29 protein-coding genes and 1 pseudogene are annotated in these 24,601 nt (G+C 66.1%); 15 read left to right on the forward strand and 15 right to left on the reverse strand.

Features of this window, described 5'->3' with window-relative positions:
- Positions 1 to 841: 841 nt before the first annotated feature.
- On the reverse strand, positions 842 to 1,300 hold the full coding sequence (locus tag QX121_RS29130) for a hypothetical protein (RefSeq protein ID WP_315741133.1): 459 nt from the start codon (positions 1,298 to 1,300) through the stop codon (positions 842 to 844).
- Positions 1,301 to 1,663: 363 nt separating this feature from the next.
- Between QX121_RS29130 and QX121_RS29135 the strand changes: the two genes are divergently transcribed.
- Both QX121_RS29135 and QX121_RS29140 read left to right on the forward strand, forming a co-directional pair.
- Positions 1,664 to 1,900: a hypothetical protein gene (locus QX121_RS29135; RefSeq protein WP_315712310.1), complete on the forward strand. Its 237-nt coding sequence runs from the start codon at positions 1,664 to 1,666 to the stop codon at positions 1,898 to 1,900.
- Between the two features lie 129 nt (positions 1,901 to 2,029).
- Positions 2,030 to 2,620, forward strand: coding sequence for an NAD(P)H-dependent oxidoreductase (locus QX121_RS29140; RefSeq protein ID WP_315798487.1), 591 nt, complete (start codon positions 2,030 to 2,032; stop codon positions 2,618 to 2,620).
- Between the two features lie 82 nt (positions 2,621 to 2,702).
- Here QX121_RS29140 and QX121_RS29145 read toward each other — a convergent pair whose 3' ends face one another.
- Positions 2,703 to 2,951 (reverse strand): hypothetical protein, encoded by a 249-nt coding sequence (locus QX121_RS29145; protein ID WP_315741135.1) that lies wholly within the window; start codon positions 2,949 to 2,951, stop codon positions 2,703 to 2,705.
- Between the two features lie 380 nt (positions 2,952 to 3,331).
- On the opposite strand from QX121_RS29145, the gene QX121_RS29150 reads away from it, so the two are divergent.
- From QX121_RS29150 to QX121_RS29165, 4 genes are all read left to right on the forward strand, one after another.
- The gene (locus tag QX121_RS29150; protein ID WP_315813679.1) at positions 3,332 to 4,219 is read left to right on the forward strand and encodes a LysR substrate-binding domain-containing protein; all 888 of its coding nucleotides are present in this window, start codon (positions 3,332 to 3,334) and stop codon (positions 4,217 to 4,219) included.
- Positions 4,220 to 4,340: 121 nt separating this feature from the next.
- Positions 4,341 to 5,642, forward strand: coding sequence for a 4-aminobutyrate--2-oxoglutarate transaminase (gene gabT, locus QX121_RS29155; RefSeq protein WP_315813680.1), 1,302 nt, complete (start codon positions 4,341 to 4,343; stop codon positions 5,640 to 5,642).
- Positions 5,643 to 5,682: 40 nt separating this feature from the next.
- On the forward strand, positions 5,683 to 6,981 hold the full coding sequence (locus QX121_RS29160; protein ID WP_315813681.1) for an ArgE/DapE family deacylase: 1,299 nt from the start codon (positions 5,683 to 5,685) through the stop codon (positions 6,979 to 6,981).
- Positions 6,978 to 7,904 (forward strand): glyoxylate/hydroxypyruvate reductase A, encoded by a 927-nt coding sequence (locus QX121_RS29165; protein ID WP_315741165.1) that lies wholly within the window; start codon positions 6,978 to 6,980, stop codon positions 7,902 to 7,904. The genes QX121_RS29160 and QX121_RS29165 overlap by 4 nt, the downstream gene beginning before the upstream one ends.
- 12 nt (positions 7,905 to 7,916) lie before the next feature.
- Here QX121_RS29165 and QX121_RS29170 read toward each other — a convergent pair whose 3' ends face one another.
- Entirely contained in the window at positions 7,917 to 8,300 is a 384-nt protein-coding gene (locus tag QX121_RS29170; RefSeq protein WP_315780533.1) for a hypothetical protein, read from the reverse strand.
- 141 nt (positions 8,301 to 8,441) lie between these two features.
- On the reverse strand, positions 8,442 to 8,675 hold the full coding sequence (locus QX121_RS29175; protein ID WP_315741140.1) for a DUF6894 family protein: 234 nt from the start codon (positions 8,673 to 8,675) through the stop codon (positions 8,442 to 8,444).
- Positions 8,676 to 8,883: 208 nt separating this feature from the next.
- Between QX121_RS29175 and QX121_RS29180 the strand changes: the two genes are divergently transcribed.
- The 4 genes from QX121_RS29180 to QX121_RS29195 all read left to right on the forward strand — a co-directional run bounded on the left by QX121_RS29180 (position 8,884) and on the right by QX121_RS29195 (position 11,671).
- Complete coding sequence (locus QX121_RS29180) at positions 8,884 to 9,066, forward strand: hypothetical protein (RefSeq protein WP_315741166.1); 183 nt, start codon at positions 8,884 to 8,886, stop codon at positions 9,064 to 9,066.
- A 222-nt stretch (positions 9,067 to 9,288) separates the two neighbouring features.
- On the forward strand, positions 9,289 to 10,173 hold the full coding sequence (locus tag QX121_RS29185; RefSeq protein WP_315813682.1) for a hypothetical protein: 885 nt from the start codon (positions 9,289 to 9,291) through the stop codon (positions 10,171 to 10,173).
- The gene (locus QX121_RS29190; RefSeq protein WP_315813683.1) at positions 10,163 to 10,552 is read left to right on the forward strand and encodes a cytochrome C; all 390 of its coding nucleotides are present in this window, start codon (positions 10,163 to 10,165) and stop codon (positions 10,550 to 10,552) included. The genes QX121_RS29185 and QX121_RS29190 overlap by 11 nt, the downstream gene beginning before the upstream one ends.
- Positions 10,553 to 10,834: 282 nt before the next feature.
- Entirely contained in the window at positions 10,835 to 11,671 is an 837-nt protein-coding gene (locus QX121_RS29195; protein ID WP_315741143.1) for an HD domain-containing protein, read from the forward strand.
- 9 nt (positions 11,672 to 11,680) lie between these two features.
- Here the strand turns inward: QX121_RS29195 and QX121_RS29200 are convergent, their stop codons facing one another.
- The 6 genes from QX121_RS29200 to QX121_RS29225 all read right to left on the reverse strand — a co-directional run bounded on the left by QX121_RS29200 (position 11,681) and on the right by QX121_RS29225 (position 17,692).
- The gene (locus tag QX121_RS29200) at positions 11,681 to 12,355 is read right to left on the reverse strand and encodes an HAD family hydrolase (RefSeq protein ID WP_315780537.1); all 675 of its coding nucleotides are present in this window, start codon (positions 12,353 to 12,355) and stop codon (positions 11,681 to 11,683) included.
- 203 nt (positions 12,356 to 12,558) lie between these two features.
- Positions 12,559 to 12,966, reverse strand: a complete 408-nt coding sequence (locus QX121_RS29205; RefSeq protein WP_315798494.1) for a hypothetical protein — start codon at positions 12,964 to 12,966, stop codon at positions 12,559 to 12,561.
- Positions 12,967 to 13,073: 107 nt separating this feature from the next.
- On the reverse strand, positions 13,074 to 13,280 hold the full coding sequence (locus QX121_RS29210) for a hypothetical protein (RefSeq protein WP_315712292.1): 207 nt from the start codon (positions 13,278 to 13,280) through the stop codon (positions 13,074 to 13,076).
- Positions 13,281 to 13,413: 133 nt separating this feature from the next.
- Positions 13,414 to 14,304 (reverse strand): hypothetical protein, encoded by an 891-nt coding sequence (locus QX121_RS29215; protein WP_315813684.1) that lies wholly within the window; start codon positions 14,302 to 14,304, stop codon positions 13,414 to 13,416.
- Between the two features lie 522 nt (positions 14,305 to 14,826).
- On the reverse strand, positions 14,827 to 16,893 hold the full coding sequence (locus tag QX121_RS29220; protein WP_315813685.1) for a PAS domain S-box protein: 2,067 nt from the start codon (positions 16,891 to 16,893) through the stop codon (positions 14,827 to 14,829).
- 61 nt (positions 16,894 to 16,954) lie between these two features.
- Complete coding sequence (locus QX121_RS29225; RefSeq protein ID WP_315712288.1) at positions 16,955 to 17,692, reverse strand: Crp/Fnr family transcriptional regulator; 738 nt, start codon at positions 17,690 to 17,692, stop codon at positions 16,955 to 16,957.
- A gap of 253 nt (positions 17,693 to 17,945) precedes the next feature.
- Between QX121_RS29225 and QX121_RS29230 the strand changes: the two genes are divergently transcribed.
- Positions 17,946 to 18,275 (forward strand): hypothetical protein, encoded by a 330-nt coding sequence (locus QX121_RS29230; RefSeq protein ID WP_315813686.1) that lies wholly within the window; start codon positions 17,946 to 17,948, stop codon positions 18,273 to 18,275.
- 116 nt (positions 18,276 to 18,391) lie between these two features.
- Here the strand turns inward: QX121_RS29230 and QX121_RS29235 are convergent.
- The 5 genes and pseudogenes from QX121_RS29235 to QX121_RS29255 all read right to left on the reverse strand — a co-directional run.
- Positions 18,392 to 18,535, reverse strand: a pseudogene (locus tag QX121_RS29235) (DUF305 domain-containing protein); the annotation flags it as partial.
- Between the two features lie 26 nt (positions 18,536 to 18,561).
- Positions 18,562 to 19,356, reverse strand: a complete 795-nt coding sequence (locus tag QX121_RS29240; protein WP_315813693.1) for a DUF72 domain-containing protein — start codon at positions 19,354 to 19,356, stop codon at positions 18,562 to 18,564.
- 95 nt (positions 19,357 to 19,451) lie between these two features.
- On the reverse strand, positions 19,452 to 19,658 hold the full coding sequence (locus QX121_RS29245; protein ID WP_315755673.1) for a hypothetical protein: 207 nt from the start codon (positions 19,656 to 19,658) through the stop codon (positions 19,452 to 19,454).
- Positions 19,659 to 19,787: 129 nt separating this feature from the next.
- Positions 19,788 to 19,985: a hypothetical protein gene (locus QX121_RS29250; RefSeq protein ID WP_315755672.1), complete on the reverse strand. Its 198-nt coding sequence runs from the start codon at positions 19,983 to 19,985 to the stop codon at positions 19,788 to 19,790.
- On the reverse strand, positions 19,958 to 20,179 hold the full coding sequence (locus tag QX121_RS29255) for a DUF2231 domain-containing protein (protein ID WP_409998062.1): 222 nt from the start codon (positions 20,177 to 20,179) through the stop codon (positions 19,958 to 19,960). Before QX121_RS29255 ends, QX121_RS29250 begins: the two co-directional genes overlap by 28 nt.
- Positions 20,180 to 20,667: 488 nt before the next feature.
- Between QX121_RS29255 and QX121_RS29260 the strand changes: the two genes are divergently transcribed.
- The 4 genes from QX121_RS29260 to QX121_RS29275 all read left to right on the forward strand — a co-directional run bounded on the left by QX121_RS29260 (position 20,668) and on the right by QX121_RS29275 (position 24,527).
- Positions 20,668 to 21,519, forward strand: coding sequence for a 3-hydroxybutyryl-CoA dehydrogenase (locus QX121_RS29260; RefSeq protein WP_315741150.1), 852 nt, complete (start codon positions 20,668 to 20,670; stop codon positions 21,517 to 21,519).
- Positions 21,520 to 22,416: 897 nt separating this feature from the next.
- Complete coding sequence (locus QX121_RS29265; protein ID WP_315813687.1) at positions 22,417 to 22,713, forward strand: copper-binding protein; 297 nt, start codon at positions 22,417 to 22,419, stop codon at positions 22,711 to 22,713.
- 25 nt (positions 22,714 to 22,738) lie between these two features.
- Complete coding sequence (locus QX121_RS29270; protein WP_315813688.1) at positions 22,739 to 23,572, forward strand: DUF2066 domain-containing protein; 834 nt, start codon at positions 22,739 to 22,741, stop codon at positions 23,570 to 23,572.
- Positions 23,573 to 23,684: 112 nt separating this feature from the next.
- Positions 23,685 to 24,527: an SH3 domain-containing protein gene (locus tag QX121_RS29275; protein ID WP_315813689.1), complete on the forward strand. Its 843-nt coding sequence runs from the start codon at positions 23,685 to 23,687 to the stop codon at positions 24,525 to 24,527.
- The last annotated feature ends 74 nt before the right edge of the window (positions 24,528 to 24,601 follow it).

The raw sequence follows: 24,601 nt of genomic DNA on the forward strand, positions 1-24,601 counted from the left end.
ATCCACCCATGATCTCGCGATCTCGCGACGCATCCTGCGTCCGAGTGATTCCATTCGTCTTGCCCTCCGCACGGCAGAGGGCGCGGGGAATGCCGGGATGCTGGCCGCAACCCATGGCCCGCCTGCAGAAAAAAAGCAGGCGGCAGTCACCACAGGTTCCGCCGGGCAACCGGCATTCCCCGCGCGATGATCTTAACGGCTGCTTCGCGCGCTCCCCGGTGCGCCGGGCTTTCTGGTCACCGTGCACGACAACGCGCTTTGGGCGCGCCACCGTGGGGGCATCAGCGTCGGGATGCCAGGACCACGCGACTTGACCGTACGCGACATCAGCGTTCGTCGGCGCAAAGATGCGCTGCGCTGCCATCGCGTCCACCGCTCCTCCCGCTCCACGTCCGTGACGACCGCGATACGCCCCTCTTGCGAGCGAGAGATGGCACGACAAAAGCACTGAATCCGATTTAGGAAAAGCGGAATATCTCTGACGATGGGACTGGACAGGCCAAATCAGCTTGATGGGCCTGCCGAAAATCGCTTCTGCGCGCACCGCCGTTGTTGCCGATTCAGGCCGTGGGGGCGACGCCGCCGGATGGAAATGCGCTTTGATTTGCCCGGCGGGCAGGCGGTTCTTCGTTCCAATGATCGTTGTTCGATCGAAAGCCGCGCTGCGAACATGTTTGTTACTCGCCGGTCGCGCGAGGAAGCGACGGCGCGCCGAAGCACACTCGGTCCGCACCACAGCCGTCCCACATCGTTGCTCGGCAGGGCTCGGATCAGGCTGCCGCTGGAGCGGTTCTACGACGGCGACGACTGAAGCCGGCGATGCTGCGGCGCGGCGGCGATATCAGTCGGCCATCTCGGCGGCGTCGAGTGCGATCTCCTCGCGCTCGGCCTTCTCGGCCGTCGGAGCGTTGGCGGTCTCGGCCGTTTCGAAATCGTCCTCGGCGATCTCCTGGACCGCAGCTTCCTGGACCTCGGCCGTCTCGACCTGCTCGGCGGCGAGTTCGGCGGCCACGATGGCCTCCGGCTCGGCGTCGTCATTGGCCGGCGTCGAGAACAGGTTGGGGGCTGGGATGGTGGTGGGCACCACCGGCCGCTGCTTGGCCTTATACCAGGACGAGAATTTCTGCGAGATGCCAGCTTCGAACTCGGCGAGCGGCAGGCTGTTGCCGTCCTCGTCGGTGATGACGACCTGCCAGCCTTCCGCCTCCATCACCTGTGCGTTGGCGAGAACGATGAGGGCGCTTTCGCGCTGCTTGCGGATTGTCTGCTGCTCCCGCTCAGCCACCATCGTGTACGCCATGAACCTGACTCCCACACCTAAACTCGGGACACGTGATGGTCCGAAGCACCATCAGCACGCCGCCACTACGCCGTGAGAGTGTGAGCGCGGCTGGGCCGGATTGCGTTCGCCTAATGACAATTTGGCGGCGTCTCACGGGGTCCGGCAGCGCAAAAGGAGTCGAAGATGCAACAGGCCGCAAAATTGTGGTGCAGGAACGAGAGCGCTTGTTGAAGGCGCGCCGCGACGTGTCATCATTTGATTCTGCGGCGGCAACTGCTTCGCGACATCAGCGAAAGCAGCGGGTGAACCGGACAAACAGCGGGCGAATTGGGGACGGCGATGCGAACTCATCTGTTCAGGATGCGGAATTGGAATGTGGCAATGGCAGGGCTTGCGCTGGCGATGGTCGCCAGCCCGCGCGCGGGCCATGCCTTCACGGAGGACGACCAGCGGCGGCTGTGCACCGGCGACGTGTTCCGGCTGTGCTCGTCCGAGATTCCCGATCGCGACCGCATCATTGCCTGCATGATGAAGCAGCGCGCCAGCCTCAGCGACGGTTGCCGCAGCGTGTTCGGCCGGCCATCCGAGCGCTCCGCTTCGGCCACGGTGACGCGCTGAGCGTGCCACGCCTCGTTTCCGCCAACCACGCGCCGCCGGTCGATCGATCCGCGGCGTGACCATAGTGACCTCGATGGCAGTGCGGCGTGGTAGTCTGGCGCGGATCGTCCGGCCAGGAGTTGACGCGCCATGAGCTTCCGCATCCTCGTCCTCTACGGCTCCTATCGCTCCGACCGGATGGGCATCCGGCTCGCGCAATTCGTCGTGGACGGGTTGCGCGCCAAGGACCAGGACGTCGAGCTGATCGACGCCAGGGCGGTCGGCCTCCCGATGCTCGACCGCATGTACAAGGAATATCCGCCCGGCCAGGCGCCAGCGGCCATGGCCGAGCTTGCGGCCAAGATCCGTGCCGCCGACGGCTTCGTGTTCGTCACCGGCGAATATAATTGGGGCATGCAGCCGGGACTGAAGAACCTCACCGACCACTTTCTCGAGGAATGGTTCTGGCGTCCGGCGGCGATCGCGAGCTATTCCGCCGGCCGGCTCTCCGGGGCACGCGCCGCCACCGCGTGGCACGGCACGTTGTCGGAGATGGGGATGGTGGTGGTGTCGAGCACGCTTGCCGTCGGCCCGATCGGTCAGGCGCTATCTGCCGACGGCAAGCCGACCGGCGATTCCGGCCAGGCGCTGGAGCGCGCGTTTCCGCGCTTTGCCGACGATCTGTTGTGGTGGGTCGAGGCGGGCAGGGAGCAGCGGGCGCGCAGGGCGCCGCCCTACTGAGCGCGGCACCAGCGCAGGCCGGAGCGCAGGCGCTCCGGCTCTCGTGCCAAGTCCGCTAACCACACGTCCGTAACCAAGTCCGCTAACGTTGTTCCGCGCTGCCGGCCCCGTTGGTGACCGCGCGCTGACGCGCCGGCGCGCTTGCGCCCTGGCCCTGACAGGGCCGCTCCATCCATGTCCCGTCGGGAGCCTGCTGGTAGGCGCGGCACGGCAGGGACGATGTGGCCTGATCATCCGGTTTGGGCGTCTGGGAGCTTTTCGCCAGTGCGGGGGCGGCCGTCGCGACGAGGGCTGCCAGCGAACCGACGGAGATCATTTGGCTGATCCGCATCTTGGGGGTTCTCCTGCTCGAAGCACTGCCGATTCAAAGTTGAATTGTGGAAACTTTTTGGCAAATGGCGGACTGCCATGGCCGCAGGCTTAAGGATCGTTTGCGACGCGGCTTGCCACGTTAAGACGTCCGCGGAGGTCGCTCCCGCGAGTGTGGCTTTCTCTGGGCTGGCATTGCGCCGATGCTGACGGTAAGAGCGGCATGACGCGCGCAAGCGCCCTCGTGACCGCGATGCGGCGCTCCGCCCGGAACGCCTCGTGCGGTCAACGGACGCCGCCAAGGCAGCCGGCGCTCCGACATCAGCCGCGCGACAGACGGATCGTGGCGGTTCCCGCTTGAGGGCGGGGAGGGGGATCGCGCAGGCTGAGAACTGTGCGAGCATGACGAGACCTCGATTGCCCTCCCTGATCGCGCTGCGTGCCTTCGAGGCCGTCGGCCGCAAGGGCAGCGTGCGCGCCGCAGGCGACGAACTCGCCGTCAGCCACACCGTGGTCTCGCGTCATCTGCAGAATCTGCAACGCAGCCTGGGCGTGGCGCTGGTGCGTGCCGAGGGGCGGGGCCTCGCGCTGACCGAGGCCGGGCGCCAGTTTCATGCCGAGGTCAGCCAGGCCTTCGACATCATCGCCCGCGCGACAATTTCGGTGCGGCCCGCAGCGCGTCCGACCCTGAACATCTGGTGCATTCCAGGCCTCGCCAATCGCCGCCTGCTGGCGCGGCTGCCCGAGCTGAGCGGCCCGCCGCGCAACTGGGACATCAATCTGCAGCCGACGCTGGCGCACCCCGACCTGCAGCGCGGCGAAGCGGATGCGGAGATCGTCTATGCCGAGGCGATCGACCGGGGCGGCGGCGTGGTCGCCGAGGAGCTGGTGCGCCCACGTGTATTCCCGGTCGCAAGCCCGGCCTATCTGGCAAGGTTTCCGGCGATCGCGACACTCCCGGGCCTCGCCAGGGCCTCGCTGATCCACGAGGAGTCCACCGCGCAATGGGAGCAATGGTTCGAGCTGGCGGGGTATCGGGAGCCGGTCACGTTGCGCGGGCAGCGGCTGTGGCACGCGCATCTCGCCATCGAAGCCGCCCGCTTCGGCCAGGGCATCGCGCTCGCCAACGAGGTGCTGGTCGCCGATGATCTGCGCAGCGGTGCGCTGGTCGAGGTGATCCCCTCGGCACTCCACATGGGAGCCTATCAGCTCGTCGCGCTCCGGGAGCGCTGGGACGAGCCCGCGATCGTGGCGCTGCGGGCGTGGCTGAAGAAGGTGCTCGCCGCGTAGCCGCGCGCTCATCCCGCTGGGTCTGGTGCATTGCAGGCACCTGTCATCGGGAACAAGCTGATTGATCGCGACGGCTCTCGGCGTAGCCTTCTGCTCGATTTTTCCCACGAGGAGTTGAGCCATGGCTGCAATTTCGGCTGCAATTTCGGCTGCGAACGAAGACCTGCTGGCGCGACGACACGAGGCCGTCGTCAGGGGCGTGAGCTATGCGACGCCGCTGTTTGCCGACCGCGCCCTCAACAGCGAGGTGTGGGACGTCGAGGGCAAGCGCTATGTCGACTTTGCCGGCGGCATCGCGGTGCTCAACACCGGCCACTGCCATCCGCATGTCGTTGCCGCGATCCGGGCGCAGCTCGACCGCTTCACCCACACCTGCTTCCAGGTGCTGCAATACGAGCCGTATGTGCGGCTGAGCGAACGGCTCAACGCGCTGGCGCCGATTTCGGGGCCGGCCAAGTCGATCCTGCTGACGACCGGCGCTGAGGCGACCGAGAACGCGATCAAGATCGCGCGCGCGGCCACGGGACGCAGCGGCATCATCGCCTTCACCGGCGCCTTCCACGGCCGCACCGCGCTCGCCAACGCCATGACCGGCAAGGTGATGCCGTACAAGAAGCATTTCGGACCGCCGCTGCCCGGGGTCTGGCACGCGCCGTTCCCGATCGCCGGCAGCAGCGTGTCGGTCGAGGACACGCTGTCCTACATCAACTTCATCTTCAAGGCCGACATCGACGCCTCACAGGTCGCGGCCATCATCATCGAGCCGGTGCAGGGCGAGGGCGGTTTCCACCAGGCGCCGCCGGAGCTGATGCGGGGCCTGCGCCGGATCTGCGACGCCCATGGCATCGTGCTGATCGCAGACGAGGTGCAGACCGGCTTCGGCCGCACCGGCAAGATGTTCGCGATGGAGCACTACGACGTGCAGCCGGACCTGATCTGCGTCGCCAAGAGTCTCGCCGGCGGCATGCCGCTGTCCGGCGTGATCGGACGTGCCGCGATCATGGACGCCGCGGAGCCGGGCGGCCTCGGCGGCACCTACGGCGGCAATCCGCTGGCCTGCGCGGCGGCGCTCGCCGTGCTCGACGTGTTCGAGCAGGAGAAGCTGCTCGACCGCGCCAATGCGATCGGCGACCGATTGCGCGCGGCGATCGAGCGCTTCTCGCGCGCCAACAACCTGGTTCCGGTTTCCGGGCCGCGCGGTCCTGGCGCGATGGTTGCATTCGATATCCTGAAGCAGCGCGGCAGCGACGAGCCGGATTCCGAGATGACCAAGCGCGTGACCCGCGTCGCACACGAGAACGGACTGATCCTGTTGTCCTGCGGCGTCACCGCGAGCACCATCCGCATTCTGGTGCCGCTGACCGCGTCCGACGAGATCGTGGACGAAGGGCTCGCGATCCTGGAGAAGTGCCTGGCCGCCTGACGCGCGGCCGAGGTGAATGGGAAGGCTGGAGGTTTGAGACGTGACTGACGCTGCGGCGGCTGTGCCGAATGACGTGATGGAGCGGCTCGCCGCCGCTGTTGATGCCAACTTCGCCAAGCAGGTTGCCTTCCTGCAGCAACTCGTCCAGTTCCGCAGCCTGCGCGGCGAAGAGGCGCCGGTGCAGGACTGGCTGGCCGGCGAGTTCGAGACCCGCGGCTATCAGGTCGACCGCTTCAGCCTTGAAGACGTCGACCTGATGCGCCATCCCAAGGCGGCGCCGATGGACAGCATCGCACTCGACGGCTCCAAGCAGGTGGTGGCGACGCTGGACGGCGCGGGCAAGGGACGCAGCCTGATCCTGCAGGGCCACATCGACGTCGTGCCCGAGGGCCCGACCGATCTCTGGAACGATCCGCCCTATGAGGCGATCGTGCGCGACGGCTGGATGATCGGCCGCGGCGCGCAGGACATGAAGGCTGGTGTCTCCGCGATGATCTTCGCGCTCGATGCCATCAAGGCCGCCGGCTTCGTGCCGGACGGGCGCATCCATCTGGAGACCGTGACCGAGGAGGAGAGCACGGGCAACGGCGCGCTCTCGACTCTGATGCGCGGCTATACGGCCGACGCCTGCCTGATCCCGGAGCCGACCGGCCACACGCTGACCCGCGCGCAGGTTGGCGCGATCTGGTTCCGGCTGCGCGTGCGCGGCACGCCGGTGCACGTCGCCTATGCCGAGACCGGCACCAATGCGATCCTCTCGGCGATGCATCTGATCCGCGCCTTCCAGGAGCACACGAAAGAGATCAACGCGCGTGCCAAGTCGAACGCCTGGTTCGCTGCGGTCAAGGATCCGATCAAGTTCAACGTCGGCATCATCAAGGGCGGCGACTGGGCGAGCTCGACGCCGGCCTGGTGCGACCTCGATTGCCGGCTCGGCGTGCTGCCGGGCGAGACGCCGGCGCAGGCCATGGCCGGCATCGAGCAGTGTCTCGCGAAGGCGCAGGCCGCAGACAGCTTCCTGTCGGAGAATCCGGTCGAGCTGGTGTGGAGCGGCTTCCAGGCCGATCCTGCGGCGTGCGAGCCCGGCAGCGCCGCCGAGGCGGCGCTGGCCGAGGTACATGCACGGGTATTCGAGAAGCCGCTCGACGTGCGGCTCTCTACGGCGGTCAACGACACCCGCTACTATCAGGTCGACTATGGCATCCCGGCGCTGTGCTACGGGCCCTATGGCATCGGTCCGCACGCGTTCGACGAGCGTGTCGATCTCGACAGCGTGCGCAAGACCACGCTGTCCATTGCGATGTTCGTCGCGCAATGGTGCGGACTGCGGCCGGCATGATCACGGTCGCGCTTCTCAGCCGTCCCGGACTGATGGATCCGATGCAGGCGCTGCTCGCGCGCGAGCTGCCGGGCGTGACCGTCGCGTCATGGCCGGAGTCGGCGGCACGCGATGCCGAGCTTGCGGTGTGCTGGAAGCCGGAGCCCGGCGCGCTCGCGACGATGCCGAAGCTGAAGCTGATCCATTCGATCGCGGCGGGCGTCGACAACATCCTGTCCGATCCGACCGTGCCGGATGTGCCGCTGTGCCGGATCGTCGATCCCGATATCTCCGCGGCCATGACCGAGTTCGTGCTGTGGGGGACGCTGTATTTCCACCGCGACTTCGATCGCGTGGTCAGCAATGCGCGCAACGGCGTGTGGCGTCGGTACGAGCAGCGTGCCGCGAAGGACCGTCGGGTCGGCATTCTCGGGCTCGGCGAACTCGGCTCCGCGGCGGCGATCCGTCTGGTCGAGCTGGGCTTCGCGGTGAGCGCGTGGTCGCGCTCGCCCAAGGCGCTCGCCGGCGTGCGGACCTACAGCGGCGCCGATGCGCTCGACGACTTCCTGGGTGAGACGGAGATCCTGGTCTCGCTGCTGCCGCTGACGGCCTCGACCGTGGGCCTGCTCAATGCCGGGCGCCTGGGCCGGCTGCCCAAGGGTGCCGCGGTGATCCTGTGCAGCCGCGGCGAGCATCTGGTGACGGAGGATCTGGTCGCGCTGCTCCGCAGCGGCCATCTGCGCGGCGCCGTGCTCGACGTCTTCGAGCATGAGCCATTGCCCGCGGACCATGCGCTGTGGCGCGAGCCGGGCGTGCTGGTGACGCCGCACATGGCGGCGATCGCCTCCTGGGAGGTGATCGCGCAGCAGGTGGCGGAGAATGCGCGGCGTCTGCTGCGCGGAGAGACGTTGCTGAACGTCGTCGATCGCGCCCGCGGCTACTGATTTACCAGCGGTCTACTCGAGTGTCTGTACCGGCGGCGCCACCGGGCCGCGCGGCGCCGGCGGAGCGACAGCAATGGTCCGTGCAGGCGGTGGTGCGCTGCGCGGCGCCGCCTGCGGCTGCTGCTGAGGCTCGGTCATCGCAGCCTGGCTGTCCCTGACTGGACGCCGGACCTGCTGCGACCGGGCTGCACGCGAGCGGCGGAAGCCCCAGGAGCGCGCGATCGAAGGACCTGCGGTATAGCCGACGACGGCGCCGGCAACGGCTCCCACCGGTCCGAATACGACGGCGCCCGACAAGGCGCCCAGCGCGGCATCGCCGCCGCGGTGCTCGTCGGCCATCGCCGCCGATACCGTCAGTGTCAGCGCCAAGGCCGCGGTCGTCAGCAGTCTGGTCATGAGATGTCCCCTCCGTCGCATCAGCGCCGAAATGGCGGACAAATGTGGCGATAAGAATGCGAGGAGCGGAACCTGTGAGGGAGCCGGTAACCCTAATGCGGACACAATGTCTCAGCGCCGCGGCAGGGCGCGCAGCTCCGTTCAATGCATCGGGCCGAGCACCGACGCGAACGGCATGGCGATGATTTCCTCGCCGAGATCGTCGGAAATGTGCAGCACCCAGTCGCGCCAATCCTCGTCGCTTTCGGAGGAGATCAGCGAATGCATGACGCGCTCGGCGTGATCACAGGCCTCGGCGAGATCGATGACCGCGGTTCCACGCCGATCGACGAGGAACTCATCGGGATTGGAGCAGTGGAAGAAGACCTGCGTCATGTCCGTCTCCTCAAATCGCCATCCGGCGAATCTCAGTCAGAAGTAACAGTGCGGCGGCGTGCGTGAAATCGGATTGATCACGTAAGGTAAATTACGGGGCGCAGTCTGAACCGGTGGAACCGGACGTGCAGTGATCCAGCTCACGGAACGCATCGGTGTAGAGAAAGTTGTCGCGGACCATTCGATCCGGCGACAGGAGCTCGACATGATGTCTGAAGTCCAGATCCACGCGATCGCCCGGCAGATGCTCGAGATGCACGGCGCCTCGGCTGTCGCACAAGCTGCGCAAAAGGCACAGCAATGCGAGGCCAGTGGCGAGGCCGAGGAGGCCCGCGAATGGCGCCACATCTCGGACGCCATGAGGATGATGCGCGGTCCCCATCAGAGCTGACATCGAATCCCAATTTTCAGAATATGCCGCGCGTTCCGGCGGCCTCGCTCGACTCTGCCCGGCCGCAGCCGGCGGTGGATACGTTTCGTCAAGGGGAACGTGTGCCGCATCTCATCCTGGTTTCCGACCCATTTTCCACGCAAGAATCGGGCAACATGATTCGGCAGTGGATTCGCCGCTGACCAACGTTGCCGGCGCGCCCGCCGTCCAGGGATTATTGCCATGGTCTTTTTCAAGCGTGAGCTGAGCCCCGTCGAGATCTTCGAGCGTGCGCTGAAGGACAAGCAGGCCGCGCGGCGGCGGCTGACGGATCGTCTCCGGGTGGCCGAGGCGGCGCTGGACGAGAAGCGCGTCGCCGCGGAGCGGCTCGCCAAGGCAGGCGCCAGCAACGGGCAGCTCGATCGTGCCGAATCGAAGATGCAGGCGGTCGAGCAGAAGGCCAAGGCGCTGCGCGCATCGGTCGCCGAATGCGACGAGCAGATCATCCTGGCGGAGCGCGCCTTCGCCGACGTGGTGGCACAGCGCGACCGCGACCGCGCCGCCAACGACATCGAGGCCGTCGCCACCGCAATCGAGCAGGCGGTTCCTCGCTTCGAGATCGGTGCGGCGGCGCTCGTCGATGCGGTCACGCGCGGCCGTGCGGCGCTGAGCGAGGCCAGCCGCTTCGCGTCCGATGTCGATGACATCCGACGCGAGGTGCTGTCCGCCGCGGAGCTGATCTGCTGGGAGCTGCGCGCGGCCGCGAGCCGCACGCGGGCCGGCAACATCAATGTGGCCCTGCTGGCGCCGCCCGAGGTGAGGCAACTGCCTGCGCCCGAGACCGACCGTCAGATGATCTACACGCTGAGTCCGCTGACCTGGCGTGAGGGTGAGGAGGTGAAGCGCGTCGCCGCGTTCACCATGACCGCGCTGCCGAAGGCCCTGCTGCCGCTGGCGCTCGCGCATCAGCACGTCGACTATCTCAACGCGCGCCGGGTGCAGACGCTGATGCACGTCCATGGCGGCGGACAGCAGCAGAGCGAGCCGATGCCGGACGATCCGGCGCTGGTCGATCTCGATGCGCTGGGTGTGCAGGCGGAGGAAAGCCCGCGGGCTGATGTCGCCTGAGCGTGTCCACGCGCGCGGGCGCGCCGGGGCGCGGCTGGGGTTTGTTGGATCGGCCGCGCTGCTGCTGATTGTCATCAGCAGTGCACAGGCGGAAGATCTCGATGCCGGCAAATCCGGCGCGCGGCTGTTTGCGGACAGCTGCGCCACCTGTCATCGCTCGGCACGTGGGCTCGCCAAGGGGCGCTTTCGCCTGACGCTCTATTTGTTCCTGCAGAAGCACTACACCAGCAGCGACGACTCCGCGTCGGCCTTGAGCACCTATCTGCAGTCGGTCGATGCGCCGGCGGCCGCGCCGGCCCGCCGTTCCCCTGCGCGGCGACCGGCCTATCGCGGTGAGACACGACCGCCACGGCCGCCGCTGCCGGTGCGGGGACGTTAGCGATCGACCTCGATCGCGTCAGATTCAGTCGCTTGGCCCGCAGTTTTCCGGTGTGTGCTCGTCCGGGTGTGGCCGATATCCGCAACCTGGGCTATGCTCGTCGGTCAAGGTGCTCGAACGCTCCGGGGGGCCGATCTCGCGCGTGTCCGTGCGAAGCTGGCCGTCCTGAGCCGTGTCGTCCTGACGTCTCAGTCGTGCCGCGAGCCGCGCTATCGTGATTGTGTTTTCGGGCGTTATGTCTTTTGACGTTGTGTTTGGGCTGTCTGAGGCGGGGCAGCGGCGATGATGACCTTACCGGAGCTCGCGGCAGCGGCGTTGGAGCGTTTCCTCAGCTCCTATATGCGACGCCGTTTCGGATCGTCTCATACCCAGTTGACGGAGATGCTTCCGGCGGCTGCGCGCATCGCGCTGGAATGCATCGGCAACAGCGATGCGTTGTATCACAACGTCGAGCACACCTTGCTGGTCACGCTGGCCGGCCACGAGATCCTGCGCGGCCGCGCGCTGCACAGCCACATGACGGCGGACGACTACGTCCACGTCATCTTGGCCTGCCTGCTCCACGACATCGGCTATGTCCGCGGCTTGTTCAGGGAAGACGACGTCGACGGCTTCGTCATCGATCGCGGCGGCCGCAAGATCTGCCTGCCGCGCGGCGCCTCCGACGCCAGCCTGATGCCGTATCACGTCGACCGCTCGAAGCTGTACGTGATCAACCGCATCGAAGGCATGGCGCCGCTGGACAAGGATCGCATCGCCCGCGCCATCGAGGGCACGCGCTTTCCGCCGCTCGCCGGCCAGCAGTTCGACGAGGAGCAGTCGATCGTGCGCGCCGCCGATCTGATCGGACAGCTCGGCGACCCCAACTACATCCGCAAGGCCAACGCGCTGTATTACGAGTTCGAGGAGGTCGGCATCAACCGGCAGCTCGGCTATGAGTCACCGGCCGATATCGTCAACCGCTATCCGCAGTTCTATTGGAACAGCGTCGCCCCGCACATCCAGACCGAGATCCGCTATCTCAACATGACATCGACGGGGCGCCAGTGGATCGCCAACCTCTATGCCAACGTGTTCCGCGCCGAACGCGACATCTCGCTGTCGGGCCCGCAGAGTTGACCGGCTGAGTTAGCGCCGGCCGCCGACCTCGTCGATGTGGCCGAGCAGGTCGGCCGGATCCTCGTAGACGCGGATGGCGCCGGACTGGCGCAGTTCCTCCGAACCATAGCCGCCGCTCAACAGGCCGACGCCGAGCGCCCGGCAGCGGGTTGCGGCGAGCATGTCCCAGATGCTGTCGCCGATCACGACCGCGCGCTCGATCGGCGCGTCGAGGCGGGCGGCGGCCGCGAGAAACAGATCGGGATCAGGCTTGGCGTAGCGGACCTCGTCGCGTGTCACGACAGTGTTGGTCTTGGGATCGACGCCGAGCGCGGCGAGATTGACGGCCGCCGTTTCCATTCTCCCGCTGGTCGCGATCGCCCAGGGGATACCGGCATCGGTCAAGAAGCCGAGCAGCTCGCGTGCGCCGGGCAGGGGCCGAACCTGGCCTCCGAGCTTCTGATAGGCCGCGGCATGCGCTTTCCGCAGCCGCTCGATCCGATCGGGCTCGATGGCAAAACCCGTCTCGCGCAGCAGCTGGTTGGTGAACAGGCCGCCGCTCATGCCGATCTTGCGGTGGATGCGCCAGACCGAGAGCTCGATGTTCTCGGCATCCAGCGCCGTTTTCCAGGCGAGCACATGCTGATAGACGCTGTCGACCAGCGTGCCGTCGAGGTCGAACAGGAAAGCGGTTTCGATTCGCATGGCTCGCTCCGGGCCGGATGTCTGCTGCATAGCAGCTGCAAGGCCAAGCGGCAGCGGTCATCCGGGTTCCTGCTCGCCGCGGGGCTGTGCCATGCCCGCTATGGCGGTGCGCAGACCGACGAACGGTGCGTCGTTCGGCCATGGCCGGCAAACGTGCCGTGCGGTCTTTCCACTCCGTCGGCAGCCCCGAGGCCGCTCCCGGGTCAGCCCTTGGGACGGATGAAGCCGGCCAGCGTCTTCTTCTGCTCCTCGCACCAGTTCGTCATGCCGAGGCGGCGCTGATCCATGTCGATGGCCTGCGTGGCGACGGCCACCTCCGCCATCAGATCGTCGTCCTGCTTCTCGCCCATCTTGCCGCCGGTGTGCATGTAGGCGATCGCCTTGCGCACCTTCTCGGTCGTGCCGTCAGGCATCTTCATGTCCTGCGCCTTCTGGACCAGATCCTGATAGACGACATCGACGCCGGGACATTCGACCTTGGTGGCGAACGCCTCCAGCACCATGGTGGTATACATATGGCGTGGCTCGGCGCTGCCCGGTGTCAGGGGCGCCAGCAATGCCGCAGTGGTCAATGCCGCAAGGGTTGACGTGTAAAGCAGACCGTTTCGCATCCTCTGGCTACCTCCCGCTTGTTTTCGGCGAGGCTAGCCTGTGGGCGACGCGCGGGCAACAACGAGCGCAGTGCAGCACGCGCGAAATGATCGAAGGGGCCGGCCGGCTATTTGTTCAGCCGCCGCTCCTGCTCCTTGAGCAGAACGTCGAGCTCCTCGCTCTGCTGCGCGAGGCGGTCGGCGTTGCGCTCCTCGTCGGCCGCACCCGACTGCGAAGCGGCCTGCTCGGTGATCTGGCGGATGTTGTCGCGCAGGATCGCGATGCGGTCTGCGAGGTCGGAGGCGGACAGGACGGTCGGATCGGTCAGGCTCATGAACCCCTCGGCGATGCGCATTGTCAGGCGCAGTTCCTTAGCTCGGAAAGCCGCGTCGCGACAAGTGCATCGACGAAATCGATCACCGCCGCGTCGATCGGCGCGGACCAGCGCGGGCGCCTGTGCGGATCCCTCAGCGCACCGGCATTGGCGGACGCACCACGGGCTGGTCCGGATCGACCGGCGCCGACGGCAGCGGCATCGGAGCAGGCGGCGGAGGAGCCATGCCGGCTGCGGCCGGCGGCGGCGTGCGCGGCCGGTGCACAGCTGCTGCACCAGGCAGTGCCGGGGTCACGGCCGCGGTCGCAGGGCGTGGGGCCGGGCGCGGCCGGATCGTCTGCTCGATGGCGCGCGGATCGAACGACCGTGCTTCCGCGGTCCGCTCGCTCGACCGCTCGGCGGGCCTGTCGCTGGGCTTGGCCTCGGCGACCCGCGCCATGTCGCGGACCATCTGCTCCTGCCCGGCCTTCAACTGTGCGAGGCTCGTCTTCAGCTCGCCGATCTGCTGGCTCAAGGCAGCGAGGTCGTGGGCCATCGATTGCAGCAACTGCTCCTGCGACGCGGTCGCGCCAACCGCGCTCGTTGCGTGCTCCTGCGCCTCAGCCGGCGCTTCGGCGGCCGTCTGCTGGGGCGCGGTCGCGGATGGCTGTGCCGCGGCGTCCTTGTCGGCGTTCGATGCCAGCGTGATCCGCGGCATCCAATGCGCGATCATCTCCTGGGCTTGATCTCCATAGCTCTGCCAGGCGGCCGCGGCGACCGCGCTGCCGACGGCGAACAGCACCGCCAGAATGGTGCGCACGGCCCAGGTGGCGAACGTGCTGCGCTCTCCGGTGACCGCGAGGTCGCTCGCCGCCTGCGTCCTGTAGTCAGGGTCGATCTTCGGCAAGGGGACATCCGGCGGCCGTTGCGAGCTGCGCCTGTCCGCTTCGGCGGCGGTGCGATCCGCGCGGGCCGCCAGCACGATCTCGGGATCGATCATGGCATGAGGCTGCTGATCGCCGTCTTTGGTCGTCGTTGCAAGCATTGACGCTCCGTCCTCCGTTGTCGTCCGCCTCGCAGGCGGCGCTCGGCTCTGTACCGATGTGTCGTCCTAACCAACGCCCTCGTGCACCAATGCTCCGCGTACTCACGCTGCATCGTACCTACGCTTCGTGACACCAACGTCGGATGACGACGGCGCCACAGGACGCTCGGCCTCTCGGCCGCATCAGCACAGAACCTGGATACCGGTTGTCCCTCGTGCCCACGCACCTGCATGTTCACGGTGATTCATCTTGGCCAGAGCCGCATGCTCAGGAACGTCCCATCATCGTTCCGTCGCGTCGACGTTCGGCCGATTCCCAATCTCATCGACACTTGGTCATATCCGCCCAAACCAAGGCGAAGACATGGCGGTTGCGCGACCCATGCGACCTCCACCTCTGGCCGCAGGCGGAGCATACCCCGAATGCACCGCGAAGGCTATGCCGACGGCGTTTCTCCGCGCCGACGAGATCCCGGCCATTGTTGCCGACCGGTGCCGCGAAATGAAGCTTCGATCGGCCCGTCAACGCTTGAGAATGTCGTCGGTGGGCAGCCTGATCTCGCAGCAGAGGCCGCTCGGCTCGAAGCGCCGCACGACGCGGGCACCGACCTCGTACGGCAGCATTTGTTCCAGCAGCACGGTTCCAAAGCCCTGGCGCTGCGCACTCAGCGTGCGTCCGGACATGCCGGTCTCGGTCCAGTCGATGACCAGCCAGTCGGCCGCGTCGTGCTTGTCGAGCCGCCATTCGATCCTGATGAAGCCCCGCGGCACCGTCAGCGCGCCATATTTCAGCGCATTGGTCGCGAGCTCGTGCATGGCAAGCCCGATGCTCTCGGCCGCCTTCGGCTTCAGCCGCACCTGGGGGCCCAACAGCGAGAATTGCCTGTCCTCGCGCGCGGCTCCGGCGCGCAGCTCATCGGCGATCAGCTCGGCCAGATCGAAACCGGCGAGGGGATCGCGCGTGACGACCGCCTGGATGCGCGACAGCGCCGTGATGCGGCCTTCGAGGTGACTGGCGAAATCCTCGACACTGTCGCTCGAGTCGCCCGTGCGGCGGATGATCGAGCGGATCACGGCGAGCATGTTGCGGACGCGGTGCTGCAACTCGGCGAGCAGCAGCTTCTGGTGCTCGGAGGCCGAGACCAGCGCCGTGATGTCCTGGGTGATGCCGCCGATGCGCTGCACCTGCCCCACCTCGTCGACCATGGGAAAACTACGGATGCGCAGCCAGCGCGTGACGCCGTCCGGCTGCCTGACGATACGGACGTCCAGGCTGTCGCGCTGGCCGCGCCGGGCGCGCTCCAGGCTCTCGAGGGCGCGGGGCCGGTCCTCCGGCAGCATGAGTTCGGTCCACGATGCGAGATGGTCGCCGCGGAGCACGGCGGTGCGCGGGACGCCATAGATCGTCTCGAATGCAGGGCTGAGATATTCCCATTGCAGGGTCTCGGCATCGCGGATCCACACCACGTCGGAGGACGCTTCGCCGAATTGGCGGAAGCGCGCCTCGCTGTCGCGCAGCGCGGCCTCGGTACGCTTGCGGTCGTCGATGTTCATCACGAGCTCGACGAGGGTGCCGTCGCCGAGGTCACGGCCGGCGAACATCATCCAGGCGCGTTCGCCGTTCTTGCGAAAATACTGCTTCTCATAGGGACCGAGCCGGCCGGTCTGCCGCAGCAGCTCGATCTGGTCGCTCGAAGTGCGCATCCATTCCGGGGGGGTCAGGCTCTTCCAGGTCAGCTCGCCGCTGTTGATCTCCTGGCGCGAATAGCCTGTCATCGCCAAGAAGGCCTCGTTGGCGTCGATCAGGGTGCCGGCTGCATGATCGAAGAACAGCACGCCGACCGAATCGATCTCGAGGAGGCGGCGCAGTCGATGATCGCTGGCATCGCCGCCATTCGAATGCGGCTGCTGTGCGGGCGGCCCAGCGTCCGGCAGCTCGCTGCAGCCGAGGCAGACGGCGAGCTCAGGATCGGCCTGTGCGAGGGCAAGCACATCGGAATCGATCGTGAGCAGGTGAGCATCGGCCCAGAAATGCGCTGTGCGCAGATAGGCGAGGAAGGCCGCCAGCAGATCGAACCTGGTGTTGCCGAAAGCGTGTCGGATCGCGCGCCGCGAGCGGTCGGAATCAGCACTTTGCATGAACAGCACCGACGCGGCCTCGAACAGGTCCGCCTCGCCGTCGCTGCCCGGCTCCGGGATGTCGAGCGGGGGCTGGAGAATCTCAAGCCGGCCCAGCGCCGCCGCGGTGCGCACGGGATCCGCGAGCGGCCGCGCGAGCAGTTGACGCGCCCGATCGATCGTCTCGGGGCGGGATGCCGAGTCGCCCGCGGGCTTGCCCAATCCGACCAGAAAACCGAAATGCCGGGTCAGACAATAAGGCGAATGGTTGAGGCGCGACAGATGGACGGCGAGCCGCTCCTTGAACAGGGCCGGCAGCGGGGTGTCGAGATAGGCGGATTTGGCGAACTGCCAGAGCTGTCGGGTCGCCTCAGGCGCTGACGGCGCCGACCTGAACAGGTTGGGCATCAGCCCGAGGCGCTGCACGATCTCCTGCTCGAAGGGTCCGTCAACCATGCGCTGTTCGACCATCGCCGTTTCCCCGGCAGAGTGCCGAGCCGGTCAGCATAGCGCAAGCGCCGCTCCGAACCTCTCACTCATTCGCGTCGAGCTGACGGCCTTCGCGGTCCAAATGCAAGTAATTCGCGTTGAACAGGCCTGCGCTCATCAGGCGCTCGAGGTCCGGAAGTACCAGCATCTTGCCCTTGAGCACGATCAGGTTGCTGGCGCGCAGTTCCTGCAGCGTGCGGTTGACGTGGACCTTCGACAGGCCGGTCGCCTCGGCGAGATCGGCCTGGGTGAGCGGGAAGCTGCAGCTGCTGTCGTCGGCGAGACCCGCCAGGCGCAGCCGGAAGAACAGTTCGCACAACAGGTGCGCCATGCGTTCGGACGCGGTGCGCTGCCCGAGATTCATGGTCCATTCGCGCTGGATCGCGGCATTGACCAGCGTCTCCCACCAGAACGCCGTCGCAATGCGCGGATAACCGGCGCTGATCTCGTCGAAGAACTCGCGCGGCAGATCGGCGATCGACACCGGCGTGATGGTGCCGATCGAATGGTCCATCTCGCGCAGAATGAAGATGTTGAGATCGCAGATATCGCCAGGAAGGAAGAACGAGACGATCTGGCGGCGGCCGTCCTCGAGCTGCTTGTAGCGGCAGGCCCAGCCATTCAGGATCAGATGCACGTCCTTGGGCTTCTCGCCTTCGCGCGCGATGTCGGTGCGTGGCGCGAAGGTCCTTACCCGCTGAGCCGCAGCGCGGTTGAGCATCAGGCGGTCGGCCGCAGAGAGGCGGACGAAATTCTCGAGCTTGCGTACCAGATGACTCAAAGAGCGGTTCCCCCGAGTTAGTTTATTGGGGTTCCATGTGGTGCGACTTCAATAACTTATGTTAGCATTGTACCGCGTTGACCGCTGGATCTTTCTACACTTGCATGAGGACTGCATGAGGAACCAGCGCGGGCCCGGAGTCGGAGAGATTGCCGCGGCTTCTTGCGCTGCCCGTGCTCCCAAGCGATGCTCGAAGCACGAGCAACATCGCGCGATCCCGACCAACCCTTCGCGCCTCTGTCGTGGAACTCTCATGAAAACTGATGAGGACCACCGTCGAAGCCCGTTGATTTACGGGAATCGACGCGTGGTGGCGACGATCTGGCGCCACGCCAGGTCAGCGGATTTAAGACCCCCTCAGGCTCCGCTTCCTAAGTTGATCAAAACAATCAACTGGAAATGCATCATGCGAGTCGGTCAGCTCTTTGCGGTGTCGATGCTCTCGGTCACGGCGCTTGCCTGTGTTCTCGGGGCCCCGGCGATCGGCGCCAAGCGCCCGCTGGCTGCGGTCGAGTACTCCAGCATCGATCGCGCGCAAGGCCGGATCGCGGTCGATCGCGAACGGGATCGAATCGAGCATTGATCAACTCGGCAATCCTCCGAAAGTCGCGCAGGCGATGTCTGAGGCGGTCGAGGCGTATTTCACCAATGCAGCGGGACTGATCGAGAAGGAGACCGTGGTGTCGCGCAGCAATGCCGGCTGATGGCGACCTGCTTGACGAAGTCCTCCGTGCTCGGCGCAATGCCGAGCGCCGAATTCACCCCGGTCTTTTCGCAGATTGATTGGGCGAGGGCAGGGCCGGCGAGTACCAGGCAGCCAAGCGTGCTGAGTGTGCGTCGCATGGGTGGTTCCTCTCGTTGGTTGCGGCCTAAACCGAGAGATGTCCACGATGTTCTGTCGACCTCGCGCGCGCCGCGCCGTGTGTCCGGTGAGGGGACGCCGCGAGCAACCGGCGCAGCCGCAAAGCGTCGGCGGGCGCCGCGCTCTTCTGGTCGTTGTCGAAATAGACGTAGACGTCGATCCCGTGCGTCGCCCAGGCGCGAATGCGTTTGGCCCAGGTCGCGAGCGTTGCGTCGGTATAGTTGTCCTTGTAGCGGCCGTCGGGGCCGTGTCCGCGCACATAGACGAAATCGGCCGTGCGCTTCCACGGCGCCGGGGCGTCGTGATGGTCCGACAGGCAGAGCGAGATGTTCGCGTCCCTCAGCAGGCGCATGATGGCCGGCGTGTACCAGCTCGGGTGACGGAATTCGAAACTGTAGCGCCGGTGCCTCGGCAGCAGCGGCAGAAAGGACTTGAGGCGCTCGGGATTCGCTTCGAAATGCGGCGGCAGCTGGAACAGCACGGGGCCGGCCTTGCCGCCGAGCAGCGACAGCCGGCTCTCCATCAGCGCAATGCTGTTGACCGAGCGCGCGGACAGGCGCTTCCAATGCGTGATGAACTTGGAGGCTTTCCAGGCAAAAACGAAATCGGGGCCGGTCTGATCGCGCCAGCCGCGGACGGCGGCTTCCGTCGGCGTCCGGTAGAACACGCCATTCAGCTCGGTGGTCTCGAACTGGCTGGCGTAGTAGGGCAGCTGGTGCCTGATCAGAAGGCCCTGCGGAAAGAAGGCGCCGCGCCAGGACCCGTAATGCCATCCCGATGTGCCGACCACGACCCGGGCCATCATCGTCCTCTCGCCGAGACAAGAACTCGAGAGCAAAGCGTCGTGCCGGCGTTCGGGTTCCTCTCGCAATCGCGACAGATGACGAGGCGAGTGTCCTAACGCCCCGCGGCGTGCAGCACGGGCGCACTCAACAGCTCGTTGATATGCGCCGCCGTCTCGGCCTGCATCGCCTTCTTCAGCATGATGTCGCGTTCAGGGCCTACTGGAAGACGCGCTGCCGCCTCGCGGGCAGCGGTTGCAGCCTGCTGCAGCCGCTGGCCGAACGACGCTGTCTGCTTGCGCCGGTTCCGGTTGACCTTCATGGCGAAACTCCTGTTCCTTTTGGACAGAAGTGTGCGGCGCCGAGCCTGTGACGTCGCTAACACACGTTACCGTGCAGTTCACTATCCCTGGAGGTCATTTTGGACCCAACAACAAGGATGCCGTGCTGATTAGTTATTTGATCGATCGGGGTCGTTACCCGGAACGCTGAGGTGCACCTCATGACCCTGCTTGATGGCAAGCGTCGCGGCTGATGCCGCCGATTCGAACGCTGCTTCCTTGGTGGCATAGTCGCCGTGCGCGTTGCCGTCGTGCAGCACGCTCCAATGATCGTCCACTGCTACGATGGCGTATTGAGCCAGTCCCATGTCGTCCTCCGTTTCTCCGCGTCCAATTCGAGGAAGTCGATGAGGCCGGCGATGCCGGCCAGCACGCCCATGATCAGTCCGGCCAGCAGCAGCCAGGCGGAGATATCCGCCCACATGATTTCGGCGGTCCGCCAATAGGCGATGTCGGTGACGAGCGTTCCGATGAAGCAGACGATAGGGAATGGCACCAGCATCGGGTGGATCGAACGCCGTGCGATCTGCGCCGTCGGCTGCAGGGAAGGTCGGGTGGTTTCGGCGGTCGCCACGGGGGTCTCCTCGATTGGGCACGGCCTGTTGCTGCGTGGAGAACCGTCGGCCTGACCGGGCGTTCCGATGACGACGACGGATTTGGCGTGGCGCTCACGCGTGACACGCGACAGCGGGTCGACCGCCCGGTCACCCGTGCCTGCGTATCGGTCAGTGGTTCCTGTTCAGCGGTCCGCTGCCGCGCCCGGCGCGGCTCATCTCGCCGAGCACGAGACCAACCAGAGCAAGTTGCATCCGTTCCTGCGCATGCGGACGAACCTCGGGTGACGCGTCCGCTTCCCGACGCCGGCGAGCCGTGGGGCAGCCGGCCCGGTCTGGCTCGTCGTGTTGGGTCTACCCGGCCGGGCGATAGCCTGTTAAGCAACGGCGCAGGACGGGGCGGTCCCCGCGGATACGAGACTGAGAGGAAGCGGCAATGATTCAGACGGTCGGCATCATCGGAGCAGGCACCATGGGCAACGGCATCGCGCAGGTTTGCGCCGCCGCGGGCGTTCCGGTCGTCATGGTCGACATCTCGGAGCAGGCGGTGGCGCGCGGGCTCGCGACCGTGGGTTCCAGCCTCGACCGCCTGGTCAAGAAGGAGAAGATGACGGCCGCCGACAAGGACAGGGCGTTGTCGCTCATCACCGGCACTGCCGACAAAGCGAAGCTGGCGAGCTGTGACCTGGTCATCGAGGCAGCGACGGAGAACGAGGAGCTGAAGCTCAAGATCCTCAAGGACCTCTGTGCCGGCCTGAAGCCCGAGGCGCTGATCGCGACCAACACCTCTTCCATCTCGATCACCAAGCTCGCCACCGCCACCGACCGGCCCGATCGCTTCATCGGCATGCACTTCTTCAATCCGGTGCCGATGATGGCGCTGCTCGAACTGATCCGCGGCCTGCAGACCTCGGATGCGACCCATGCGGCCGCCGCCGAATTCGCCAAGCGGATCGGCAAGGTTGCGATCACCGCGAAGAACAGCCCGGGCTTTGCCGTGAACCGCATCCTGTGCCCGATGATCAACGAGGCGATCTTCGCATATTCGGAAGGCATCGCGACCGCCGCCGACATCGACGAGGGCATGAAGCTCGGCTGCAATCACCCCATCGGTCCGCTGGCGCTGGCGGATCTGATCGGTCTCGACACGATGCTGTCGGTGATGGAGGTGTTCTACAACGGCTTCAACGATCCGAAGTATCGTCCGGCGCCGTTGCTGAAGGAAATGGTGGCTGCAGGCCAGCTTGGCCGCAAGACCGGCAAGGGCTTCTACGATTACAGCAAGTAGCTGCGGTAGATTGCGTCGGCGGCGGGTGACGCCTGCGCCCGCCGCGCATCCGCCGATGATGGATTTCGTTTCGGGGACATTGGGAATGCGGCGATGCCGCGAGCCGATATATTGGCTGGCATTGGTCAACTGATCCCTGCACGCGATCGGCTGATCACACGCTCCAATGTTCGCGTTGCGCAGTATCAGCCCGAGTGTTGGGTCTCGAGCCGCCGCTCCCGAATGATAGCTACCAAGCTCGCGCTGAAGTGATCCAGATGGACGGCACAGCGCCGGGCGGGCAAGGGGCCATGCCTCGCTGATGCAGCCCACTAAGCCGCGACCCGGCGTGCCGTTCGTGATTTGCCGCTATGCGATGGTCCGAAGCGAGTCCCGTCGCACTCAGCGGATCTGGTACGGAGGTGGAGTCATAGAACCTCCCTGCAATCAGATGGGTTGTTGTCGTTCGGACATCACCGGCACCATGACGAGCGGCCACCGGAAATGGACGACGGGGTAATCGTCCTCCCGGCTGTCTGCGCTGTCAAGGTGCATCCTGACGCATTGATGAATTCGGCGTTACAGGGCGTCGATACTGCGAGTGCAGGAAAACTTTGATCACGCGCTGGTCTGATGACAAATCCGCGCAAATCACTACATGAGGGGGGCCGAGCCGTGTCGGTCGAAGAAGGTTCGCGATTGCGCCCGGTCGAGCGCGCGTCGTCCGCAGGGCGGAGACAATCAGGATCTTGTATGTAGGCGTAGTGCTTGGGGGCAACAAAAAAGCTGCACGGCGCAGCGACATTGATTGCGGTGCGTCAAACGGCCCAAGGTCGTCAGCGACGAAGCTGAAGGTTCCGGGAACCAAAGAATTCGTGGTGTTTTGTTTGCCGCGAAAAGCAAGGCAGGAGAACAGCGATGAGAGCAGTTGGCATTACTCTGGCGACGGTCGCCCTATTTGCGGGGACTCTGCCCGCTCTCGCAGCGGAGCAGGGCACGGCGGGCATGGTCACGGGGATCAACCGTCTCAACGGCACGATCGCGATCAAGCGCGTTCCCAACGGGACCGTCGGCGCCAACACGGCGGGAGCGGCCCAGGAGTTCAAGATCAAGGACAACGCCATGATCGAGAACATCCACGCCGGCGATCGGGTGACGTTCTCGACGTCCGACGCCGCCACACCGACGATCATCAAGCTCGATCGGCAGAAATAGCCGACATAGCCGGATCGAGGGCGCGATGCAGCAGTACGGTGTTCTCCGCGGGCTGGGCGCTTGGCGTCTCGGGCTCTGGGTGATGATGACGGTCGGGGCCTGCACCGTTGCGAATGCGGCCTCGACCGACCTGTACCAGGCGCAGACGGTCGTGACCGGTCAGGGCGAGGACAATCGCCGGGCAGCCTTTGCAGCATGTCTGGAAGACGTGCTGATCAAGGTATCCGGTGCATTTCAGCTCAGGAATGACGCTAGGCTCGCGCCACTCGAGGCGCGAGCGGCGGAGTTCGTCACCGGCTTCGACTATCACGATCAGATGTCGGGCAAGCCGAAGCACGACGAGCAGGGCACGCGCGACCGGCCGTATGACCTGACCGTGTCATTCGATCGCGCGCGGATCGATCAGTTGCTGGCGAGCTTGAACGTCAAGCCGTGGCCGAGGCCGCGCCCGTCGATTGCCGTGATCGTGGCGATGACGGCAGGCGGCCGCACGTTCCTCGTTGCATCCGACGACCGGACGTCCGATCTGCAGCGCGACGCATTGCGCGCGGCTGCCGTCAAGCGTGGACTCGAGATCGCTCTGCCAAGCGCCGCCGAGATCTCGAAGGCCGCTATTGAGAAGACCAAGCTGAACGATGTCCAGCCCGTGGCCGTCGCGTCATGGTTTCCCGGAGCTGAGGTCATGCTCTTCGGCGATCTCACCTGGGACGACGCCGAACTGGGGTGGGTCACGCGATGGCGCCTCGATCGCGCGGGCAAGCAATATCGGTGGCAATTCCGTGGCGTGACGTTCGACGAAGCATTTCGCCGCGCTCTCGGTGGAGCAGCGCAGCTCCTCTCCGACAACGGAGCGCCGTGAGGTTGCCGCGATAGTCTGCAACCATCCCTGTCGAGTGCATGCTGGAGCCGCGCATGCGGGCGCGAGAGTCTCGCGCCCGAGCTCGCTCCGGCAAACAGACAGGAGGGTGTCCGTGGTGAAACTCAGAACGTGTCTTGTTGCTGCGCTGTTGATTGCCACGCCCGCCTCGCTGGCGGTGGCTGCGCCGGGCCTGGTGCGCACCGCGGCCGCCATGCGCGCAGGACCTGGCCCGGGTTTTCCCATCGTCGAGCGCATTCCGGCCGGGGCCCGGATCACCATCCATGGCTGCATTCAAGGCGGCGCGTGGTGCGATGTCAGCTTCGGAGGCGAACGCGGCTGGGTCGCGGCGCGGACACTCGCCTATCTGTACCGTGAGCAGTACGTCTACCTGCCCGAATATGTCGAGTACGTGCCGACTGTCGGCTTCACGCTGACCACCTATTGGAGCAGCTTCTATTTCGGACGGCCCTGGTATCATCGGCACGCGTTCTGGAACCGCTACTGGCATCGCCATCCGCCGGTCATGGCGCAAAATCCGCCTCAGCCTGGCATGACCCCGGGAATGCCGGGTCGTGGTCCCGGCGGAACGATCCAGCCTGGCGCCGGAGCGGGCGCGGTCGCCGGCACAGGCCAACAATCCGGACCGCCTTCGGGCATGCAAGGTCGTATGCCGCCTGCGACTGCCGCCGGCCCCGCCGCACCTCCAGTCGTGGCTGGTGCTCCCGCTCGAGCTGGAACACCACCCATGATGCAGCCTCTGATGAGCCGGAGCGGTGGTGCGCCGCAGAGCGCCCGCGCGCAGATGGGCGGCATGCGCATGGTCGGGACTTCGCCGCAAATCGGCTTGGCGCATATCGGGGGCGGCCCCGCCATGGGTGCTGCGCGTGTCGGCGTCAGCGGCCCTCGCGGCGGCGGCGGGCGTTCCGGTCCGGGCGGTGGTTTCCGCCGGCACTGAGTCTTCAGCGCTGGCGTGGTGTCCGGATTGTGAAGGTGGCGTGCCGGCCGGCGCTGGCGACGGCGGGCGCTGAA

The organism is Bradyrhizobium sp. SZCCHNR2028 (genome assembly GCF_032380995.1).
Taxonomy (GTDB): domain Bacteria; phylum Pseudomonadota; class Alphaproteobacteria; order Rhizobiales; family Xanthobacteraceae; genus Bradyrhizobium.

Excerpts from the sequence above, each read along its gene's own strand:
- QX121_RS29130 (WP_315741133.1), bottom strand. The coding sequence starts at position 1,300 with ATGGCGTACACGATGGTGGCTGAGCGGGAGCAGCAGACAATCCGCAAG.
- QX121_RS29135 (WP_315712310.1), top strand. The coding sequence starts at position 1,664 with ATGGCAGGGCTTGCGCTGGCGATGGTCGCCAGCCCGCGCGCGGGCCAT.
- QX121_RS29140 (WP_315798487.1), top strand. The coding sequence starts at position 2,030 with ATGAGCTTCCGCATCCTCGTCCTCTACGGCTCCTATCGCTCCGACCGG.
- QX121_RS29145 (WP_315741135.1), bottom strand. The coding sequence starts at position 2,951 with ATGCGGATCAGCCAAATGATCTCCGTCGGTTCGCTGGCAGCCCTCGTC.
- QX121_RS29150 (WP_315813679.1), top strand. The coding sequence starts at position 3,332 with ATGACGAGACCTCGATTGCCCTCCCTGATCGCGCTGCGTGCCTTCGAG.
- gabT (WP_315813680.1), top strand. The coding sequence starts at position 4,341 with ATGGCTGCAATTTCGGCTGCAATTTCGGCTGCGAACGAAGACCTGCTG.
- QX121_RS29165 (WP_315741165.1), top strand. The coding sequence starts at position 6,978 with ATGATCACGGTCGCGCTTCTCAGCCGTCCCGGACTGATGGATCCGATG.
- QX121_RS29170 (WP_315780533.1), bottom strand. The coding sequence starts at position 8,300 with ATGACCAGACTGCTGACGACCGCGGCCTTGGCGCTGACACTGACGGTA.
- QX121_RS29175 (WP_315741140.1), bottom strand. The coding sequence starts at position 8,675 with ATGACGCAGGTCTTCTTCCACTGCTCCAATCCCGATGAGTTCCTCGTC.
- QX121_RS29180 (WP_315741166.1), top strand. The coding sequence starts at position 8,884 with ATGTCTGAAGTCCAGATCCACGCGATCGCCCGGCAGATGCTCGAGATG.
- QX121_RS29185 (WP_315813682.1), top strand. The coding sequence starts at position 9,289 with ATGGTCTTTTTCAAGCGTGAGCTGAGCCCCGTCGAGATCTTCGAGCGT.
- QX121_RS29190 (WP_315813683.1), top strand. The coding sequence starts at position 10,163 with ATGTCGCCTGAGCGTGTCCACGCGCGCGGGCGCGCCGGGGCGCGGCTG.
- QX121_RS29195 (WP_315741143.1), top strand. The coding sequence starts at position 10,835 with ATGATGACCTTACCGGAGCTCGCGGCAGCGGCGTTGGAGCGTTTCCTC.
- QX121_RS29200 (WP_315780537.1), bottom strand. The coding sequence starts at position 12,355 with ATGCGAATCGAAACCGCTTTCCTGTTCGACCTCGACGGCACGCTGGTC.
- QX121_RS29205 (WP_315798494.1), bottom strand. The coding sequence starts at position 12,966 with ATGCGAAACGGTCTGCTTTACACGTCAACCCTTGCGGCATTGACCACT.
- QX121_RS29210 (WP_315712292.1), bottom strand. The coding sequence starts at position 13,280 with ATGAGCCTGACCGATCCGACCGTCCTGTCCGCCTCCGACCTCGCAGAC.
- QX121_RS29215 (WP_315813684.1), bottom strand. The coding sequence starts at position 14,304 with ATGCTTGCAACGACGACCAAAGACGGCGATCAGCAGCCTCATGCCATG.
- QX121_RS29220 (WP_315813685.1), bottom strand. The coding sequence starts at position 16,893 with ATGGTCGAACAGCGCATGGTTGACGGACCCTTCGAGCAGGAGATCGTG.
- QX121_RS29230 (WP_315813686.1), top strand. The coding sequence starts at position 17,946 with ATGAAAACTGATGAGGACCACCGTCGAAGCCCGTTGATTTACGGGAAT.
- QX121_RS29240 (WP_315813693.1), bottom strand. The coding sequence starts at position 19,356 with ATGGCCCGGGTCGTGGTCGGCACATCGGGATGGCATTACGGGTCCTGG.
- QX121_RS29245 (WP_315755673.1), bottom strand. The coding sequence starts at position 19,658 with ATGAAGGTCAACCGGAACCGGCGCAAGCAGACAGCGTCGTTCGGCCAG.
- QX121_RS29250 (WP_315755672.1), bottom strand. The coding sequence starts at position 19,985 with ATGGGACTGGCTCAATACGCCATCGTAGCAGTGGACGATCATTGGAGC.
- QX121_RS29255 (WP_409998062.1), bottom strand. The coding sequence starts at position 20,179 with ATGCTGGTGCCATTCCCTATCGTCTGCTTCATCGGAACGCTCGTCACC.
- QX121_RS29260 (WP_315741150.1), top strand. The coding sequence starts at position 20,668 with ATGATTCAGACGGTCGGCATCATCGGAGCAGGCACCATGGGCAACGGC.
- QX121_RS29265 (WP_315813687.1), top strand. The coding sequence starts at position 22,417 with ATGAGAGCAGTTGGCATTACTCTGGCGACGGTCGCCCTATTTGCGGGG.
- QX121_RS29270 (WP_315813688.1), top strand. The coding sequence starts at position 22,739 with ATGCAGCAGTACGGTGTTCTCCGCGGGCTGGGCGCTTGGCGTCTCGGG.